The 6,708-nt window shown below is 65.8% G+C and carries 7 protein-coding genes; 5 read left to right on the top strand and 2 right to left on the bottom strand.

The genetic code is table 11. The annotated features are described in order from the left end of the window. The 5 genes from queA to secF form a co-directional block, all read left to right on the top strand. The coding region (gene queA, locus B1C78_RS15305; protein WP_077280038.1) for a tRNA preQ1(34) S-adenosylmethionine ribosyltransferase-isomerase QueA at positions 1–792 on the top strand (792 nt) is incomplete at its 5' end. Continuing rightward, positions 777–1,892, top strand: coding sequence for a tRNA guanosine(34) transglycosylase Tgt (tgt, locus tag B1C78_RS15310; protein ID WP_077280039.1), 1,116 nt, complete (start codon positions 777–779; stop codon positions 1,890–1,892). The genes queA and tgt, both read left to right, overlap by 16 nt. A gap of 78 nt (positions 1,893–1,970) precedes the next feature. Beyond that, entirely contained in the window at positions 1,971–2,300 is a 330-nt protein-coding gene (gene yajC, locus B1C78_RS15315; RefSeq protein ID WP_077280040.1) for a preprotein translocase subunit YajC, read from the top strand. 55 nt (positions 2,301–2,355) lie between these two features. Then, positions 2,356–4,227 carry a protein translocase subunit SecD gene (secD, locus tag B1C78_RS15320; protein WP_077280041.1) on the top strand — a complete coding sequence of 624 codons (1,872 nt, stop codon included), beginning with the start codon at positions 2,356–2,358 and terminating at the stop codon, positions 4,225–4,227. 15 nt (positions 4,228–4,242) lie between these two features. Further along, on the top strand, positions 4,243–5,190 hold the full coding sequence (gene secF, locus B1C78_RS15325) for a protein translocase subunit SecF (RefSeq protein ID WP_077280042.1): 948 nt from the start codon (positions 4,243–4,245) through the stop codon (positions 5,188–5,190). 59 nt (positions 5,191–5,249) lie between these two features. Here secF and B1C78_RS15330 read toward each other — a convergent pair whose 3' ends face one another. Together B1C78_RS15330 and B1C78_RS15335 are read right to left on the bottom strand one after the other, a co-directional pair. Continuing rightward, positions 5,250–5,612, bottom strand: a complete 363-nt coding sequence (locus B1C78_RS15330; RefSeq protein ID WP_077280043.1) for a hypothetical protein — start codon at positions 5,610–5,612, stop codon at positions 5,250–5,252. 260 nt (positions 5,613–5,872) lie between these two features. Next, positions 5,873–6,649 carry an inositol monophosphatase family protein gene (locus B1C78_RS15335; RefSeq protein ID WP_077280044.1) on the bottom strand — a complete coding sequence of 259 codons (777 nt, stop codon included), beginning with the start codon at positions 6,647–6,649 and terminating at the stop codon, positions 5,873–5,875. Positions 6,650–6,708 lie beyond the last annotated feature (59 nt).

Genomic DNA, 6,708 nt, shown 5'->3' on the forward strand with positions numbered 1-6,708 from the left:
GCCAGCAAGGCGCCGGGCGAGGGCGTCGTGCTGCGGCTCGAGGAGGCGTTCGATGCCCGGGTGGAAGGGCGTGAAGGGGATCTGTTCCGGTTGGCCTTCGAGGGTGATCTGCCGGTTCTGGATCTGCTGGAACGGCATGGCCACATGCCGCTGCCGCCCTACATAGAACGGGCGGATGGCCCGGAAGATCGCAGCCGCTACCAGACCGTGTACGCCAGCCGACCCGGTGCGGTGGCGGCGCCCACGGCCGGCCTGCACTTCGATGAGGCCATGATGGAGAGACTTCGGGCGCGGGGGGTCGAGAGCGCCCACGTGACGCTGCACGTGGGGGCGGGGACCTTTCAGCCGGTGCGCACCCAGGATCTGGACGCGCACCGGATGCACGCGGAGTGGCTGGAGGTGAACGCGCGCGTCTGCGAACAGGTGGATGCCTGCCGGGCGCGGGGCGGGCGGGTGGTGGCTGTCGGGACAACGGCGGTGCGCAGCCTGGAGGCGGCCGCGCAGTCCGGTGCGCTGCGGCCCATGACGGGCGAGACCCGGCTGTTCATCCGGCCCGGCTACCGGTTTCGGGTCGTGGACGCCCTGATCACCAACTTCCATCTGCCCGAGTCGACCCTGCTCATGCTGGTCTGCGCATTTGCCGGGTACGCGCCGGTCATGGACGCCTATCGTCATGCCGTGGCCAAGCGTTACCGGTTCTTCAGTTATGGTGATGCCATGTGGATAGGGGCAGGGGCAAGTGGCAAGGAACTTCACGGGAACGGTGCGGGTAAAGCGTGGAATTCGATTTGATCGCCAATGATGGGGTGGCCCGGCGGGGGCGGCTGACGTTTGCGCGGGGGACCGTGGAGACGCCGGCCTTCATGCCCGTGGGCACCTACGGGACGGTCAAGACGATGACCCCGGAGGAGCTGGAGGGGCTGGGTGCCGAGATCATCCTGGGCAACACCTTTCACCTGATGCTGCGCCCGGGCACCGACGTGATCCGGGCCCACGGTGATCTGCACGATTTCATGCACTGGGAGCGGCCGATCCTGACGGATTCCGGCGGGTTTCAGGTATTTTCGCTGGCAGATCTGCGCAAGATCACCGAAGAAGGCGTCAAATTCCGCTCACCCGTGGATGGTGCGGAGATTCTGCTCACCCCGGAGCGCTCCATGGCGGTCCAGCGGGCCCTGGGCTCGGATATCGTCATGATCTTCGACGAGTGCACCCCGTTTCCGGCGACCGAGGACGTCGCCCGTGAATCCATGGAACTGTCCCTGCGCTGGGCGGCCCGCTCCCGGGAGGCCCACGGTGACAACCCGGCGGCACTGTTCGGCATCGTCCAGGGGGGCATGTACCCGGCGTTGCGGCAACATTCCCTGGAGGGGCTGATGGCGGTGGGCTTTGACGGATACGCCATCGGCGGCCTGTCGGTGGGCGAGGGCATGGAGGAACGCCACCGTGTGCTGGACGCCCTGATGCCCCTGATGCCCCGGGAGCGGCCCCGGTATCTCATGGGCGTGGGCAAGCCCGAGGACATCGTGGAGGCCGTGCGCCGGGGGGTGGACATGTTCGACTGCGTCATCCCCACGCGCAACGCCCGCAACGGCTTCCTGTATACGCGGGAAGGCGTGATGCGAATTCGCAACAGCCGCTACCGGGACGATACGGGGCCCGTGGACCCGTCCTGCGGTTGCTACACGTGCCGGAATTACTCCCGCGCCTATCTGAAGCACCTGGAAAAGTGCAACGAGATCCTCGGCGCCCGCCTGAGCACCGTCCACAATCTCCATTATTACCTGTCGCTGATGGGGGAGATGCGCGAGGCCATCGCGTCGGGAGGGTTCGACGACTGGGTGGCCGGGTTCTACGCCCTGCGCTCGCAACCCCTACCGTCTGTGCCATAATACCGGCCTTTGCCCGAGCGGGCGGCGAGAGGTTCGCCCGCCGCACCACGACCCGCACTCTACAGAGGAGTCCTGCAAATGAGTTTCTTTATCGCGGATGCCGCGGCCCAGGGCGGACAGGCTACGGGGGGTTTCGGATTCGACTTCCTGCTCATGATCGCCGTGTTCTTCCTGATCATGTACTTCCTGATCATCCGCCCCCAGACCAAACGCGCCAAGGAGCACAAGGCCCTGGTGGAAAGCCTGTCCAAGGGTGATGAGGTGGTCACGGCCGGGGGTTTGCTGGGACGTGTCACCGACCTGGACGAAAACTTCATCCGGGTGGAACTGACCGAAGGCGTGCAGGTCACTGTACAACGGCAGGCCGTTACGGCCGTGATGCCCAAGGGTACGCTCAAGGGCGCCTGACTTGCTCCCGCACGTAATACCCGCCCCAGTGTTCTGACTGTCTCCCGGACGCCCCATGCTTAATCAGTACCCGCTCTGGAAATACCTGCTCATCGTCGTCGTCATGCTGGTGGGTGGCCTCTATGCGCTGCCCAACATCTATCCCGAGGACCCGGCGGTGCAGATTTCCAACTCCACCCTCGAGGACGTGGACGAAGCCAGCCGGCGGCAGGTGGAGGCCGTGCTGGCGGCCCGCGGACTGGTGCCGCGCACCGGTCTCGAGTATGACGGCGAGCAGGTGCTGCTGCGTTTCGACAGCACCGATGACCAGCTTCAGGCAGCGGACCTGCTGCGCACGGCGCTGGCGGGTACCAACAACGTGGTGGCCCTCGCCCTGGCGCCTGCCACGCCGGACTGGCTGCGGGCCGTCAATGCCCGGCCCATGTCACTGGGTCTGGATCTGCGCGGCGGCGTGCACTTTCTCATGGAAGTGGACATGGACGCGGTCATCACCGCGGCCCACGAACGCTACGTGGGTGAGTTCCGCACCCTGCTGCGCGACCAGCGCATCCGCTATCTGGCCGTGGAACGGGTCAGCGACGGCGTGGTCGTGCGCTTCCGCGACGTGTCCGACCGGGATCAGGCCTACGACTTCCTGCGCCGGGAATATCGGGGGGACCTGAACTTCCGCACCACCGTGGATGGCGAGGTGGCCCTGCTGCACGCCACGCTGAGCGCGGATACGCTGGCCGACCAGCGGCGCCTGGCGCTGCAACAGAACATCACCACCCTGCGCAACCGGGTGGATGAACTGGGTGTCTCTGAACCCATCGTGCAGCAGCAGGGGGAGGACCGCATCGTCGTGCAGTTGCCGGGCGTGCAGGATACCGCCCGTGCCAAGGAAATTCTGGGCGCCACTGCCACGCTGGAGTTCCGCCTCGTGGACGAGGACAACGATCCCTTCGAGGCCCAGGCCACCGGCCGCACGCCGGCCGGATCGCGTCTGTACTTCGAGCGCGACGGGCGGCCCGTGCTGCTGCAACGCCAGGTGATGCTGACCGGCGACTACATCACCGACGCCTCCTCCGGCATCGCCCAGGACACCGGGGGGCCGGCGGTGTTCATCAGTCTGGACGCCCAGGGCGCGCGCATTTTCAGCCGGGTCACCGGCGAGAACATCGGCCGTCTCATGGGCACCGTGTTCATCGAGACCAAGACCGAGACGACGGAGGAAGACGGCGAACTGGTGCGCCGCACCACGCGCACGGAGGAAGTCATCAACGTGGCGCGTATCCAGGACCAGCTGGGTCGCCGATTCCAGATCACCGGCCTGGAGAGCACCCGCGAGGCGCGCAATCTGGCGCTGCTGCTGCGGGCCGGCGCGCTGGCCGCGCCCATGATGATCGTCGAGGAACGCACCGTGGGCCCGAGCCTTGGGCGCGACAACATCGAGCGCGGTTTCAACTCGGTGATGATCGGCTTCATCCTTGTGCTGGTGTTCATGGCGCTGTACTACCGCGTCTTTGGCCTGGTGGCCAACCTGGCCCTGGCGCTCAACCTGGTGCTGATCGTCTCCATCCTGTCCATGCTCCAGGCCACGCTGACGCTGCCCGGCATCGCCGGCATCGTGCTCACCGTGGGCATGGCGGTGGACGCCAATGTGCTGATCTTCGAACGCATCAGGGAGGAGTTGCGCAACGGCAACTCGCCCCAGGCGGCCATCTCCTCCGGTTACTCGCGGGCCCTGACCACCATCGTGGATGCCAACATCACCACGCTCATCGCGGCGCTGGTGCTCTTCATGTTCGGCACCGGTCCTATCAAGGGCTTCGCCATCACGCTGTCCATCGGGATCATGGTGTCCATGTTCACCGCCATCCTGGTGACCCGCGCCATCATTAATCTCACTTACGGACGCCAGCGCCGCCTCAAGGCGCTGGCGATCTGATGCGGAAGGCCTGACATGCTCAATTTTGCCGACGCCAACATCGACTTCATGGGCCGCCGACGGCTGGCCCTGGCGCTGTCCGCGATCCTGATTCTCGGTTCCATCTTCCTGCTGGCGACCCGGGGCCTGAACTTCGGCATCGACTTCACCGGAGGTACGGTCATCGAGGTGGGCTATCCGGAGCCGGTGGCCCTGGAGCACGTTCGCGAGAAGCTCGAGGACGGCGGTTACGGCCGCGCCATCGTGCAGTACTTCGGCACCTCCCAGGACGTGCTGATCCGGCTGGCGCCCCGGGAGGGTGAGGACACGGCGGAACTCTCCAACGAGGTGTTCCGGGTTCTGCAGGCGGGGGCGGAGACCGAGGTGGATCTGCGGCGCGTGGAGTTCGTCGGGCCGCAGGTGGGCGAGGAACTGCGCGAGCAGGGCGGACTGGCCATGCTCTATGCCATGTTCGGCATCCTGGTCTACGTGGCCCTGCGCTTCGAATGGCGCTTCTCGGTGGGTTCCGTGCTCGCCCTGGCCCATGACGTGGTGATCACCCTGGGTATCTTCTCGCTGCTCCAGGCGGAGTTTGACCTATCCGTACTGGCGGCGATCCTGGCGGTCATCGGCTACTCCCTCAACGACACCATCGTGGTCTACGACCGGATCCGCGAGAACTTCCGCAAGATGCGCAAGGAGAACGCGGAATCGGTGATGAACAAGGCCGTGAACCAGATGCTCTCGCGCACCATCATCACCAGCGGCACCACGCTGTTGGTGCTGTTGACCCTGTACTTCCTGGGTGGCGCCGTGATCAACAATTTCGCACTGGCCCTGATCATCGGCGTGCTGGTGGGCACATACTCGTCCATCTACGTCGCCGCGGCCTTGGCGTTGGCGACCGGCGTCGACCGAACGGTGATGCTGCCGGTGAAAAAGGAAGGCGAGGATACCCAGGCCGTAGGGGAAGAGCGTCCCTGAGCCCGGATGGTGGGCGGGTCTGCCCGCTACATAGGCCAATATGCCGGCAAGGCCCCGGCTCAGGTTTCCTCGCGACTGCGCCGGACTTCTTCCAGCGGATCGCTCTCGTCGGTGTCGGCCGGTGGTTGGGGCACGATCCCCCGCGTGTTGCGGCGGGTTCGTCGTTCCTTCAGATGGTCATCGGAAACGCCCTGCACCGTCAGCAACGCCCATGCGCAAGCGGTGATCAGGAGCACGACGCCCAGACCCACCACCGTCCAGGCCACGGACCCCGAACGCAAGGGCCCGCCGAGCCCTCCGTAGACCAGGCTCGCGATGCCGGCGATCCAGAACACGCCGATCGGGGCTGCACAGTGACTGGCGCAGCCGTAGCGGGCCACCGCCAACGGCGGAGCCAGCAGGCTCAGGGTTGCTCGCGTCATGAATCCCCCCCTTTGTGGTTGCCCGTCGGAACGGCGCTTGTCGTTATGGTGTGGCGACTGAATGTTCCGGGCAGTGGAACCGGACCCCGTCATTAGTTGGGGCCCGGGTCATCTATAACATAGATTGATGATTGTGCAAGGGAGGGACTCAAATTCAAGATTCAAAGTCCAGCACTCAGCACTCAGCACTCAGCACTCAGCACTCAGCACTCAGCACTCAGCACTCAGCAATTGAGGGTATCCCACTTTGAATCTTGACCTCACCCCGCCGCCAGGCGTTGCACCATGGCCTTGAACAGCTTGGGTCCGGCGGCCACCACGTCTCCGCTGGAGAGCGCGTCGGCACCGCCGCGGGGGTCGCCCACCAGGCCGCCGGCCTCCTGTACCAGGAGCACGCCGGCGGCCATGTCCCACACGTTCAGGCCGTATTCCCAGAATCCGTCCAGCCGGCCGGCGGCCACGTAGGCCAGGTCCAGGGCGGCGGAACCGGCCCGGCGCACGCCGGCGGTGCCGGGCAGCATGGCTCGGAGGCCGCGCAGGTAGGCGTCCAGGTCCTGGTCCTCGCGGAAGGGGATGCCGGTTCCCAGCAGGGCGCCGTTGAGGTCCTTGAGCGTGGTGACGCGGATGCGCCGGTTGTTGAGCGTGGCCCCCGCGCCACGGGAGGCGCTGAACAGTTCCTCCTTCATGGGATCGTAGACCACCGCCTGGTCCAGACGCCCGCGGTGGCGCAGGGCGATGGAGACGGCGAACTGGGGGAAGTCGTGCAGAAAGTTGGTGGTGCCGTCCAGCGGGTCGATGATCCACTGGTAGTCATTGGCGCCCTGGACACCGCTTTCCTCGGCCAGGATGGCGTGATCCGGGTATGCCCGGTGGATCACGCGTATAATCTCCCGCTCCGCCAGATGGTCCACTTCGCTCACGTAATCGTTGGGCCGCTTGTTTTTCACGTTGAGCGCGTCGATACGGCCCGCATGACGGACGATCACCTGGCCCGCGGCGCGCGCGGCCTTGACCGCGATGTTGAGCATCGGTTGCATGGAAGGAACCCCGGAACGGCTGTTAAAGAGTGCCCGCTGGCACTAGGAGCCTGTCGGAC

The sequence above is a fragment of the Thioalkalivibrio denitrificans genome (genome assembly GCF_002000365.1).
Taxonomy (GTDB): domain Bacteria; phylum Pseudomonadota; class Gammaproteobacteria; order Ectothiorhodospirales; family Ectothiorhodospiraceae; genus Thioalkalivibrio_A; species Thioalkalivibrio_A denitrificans.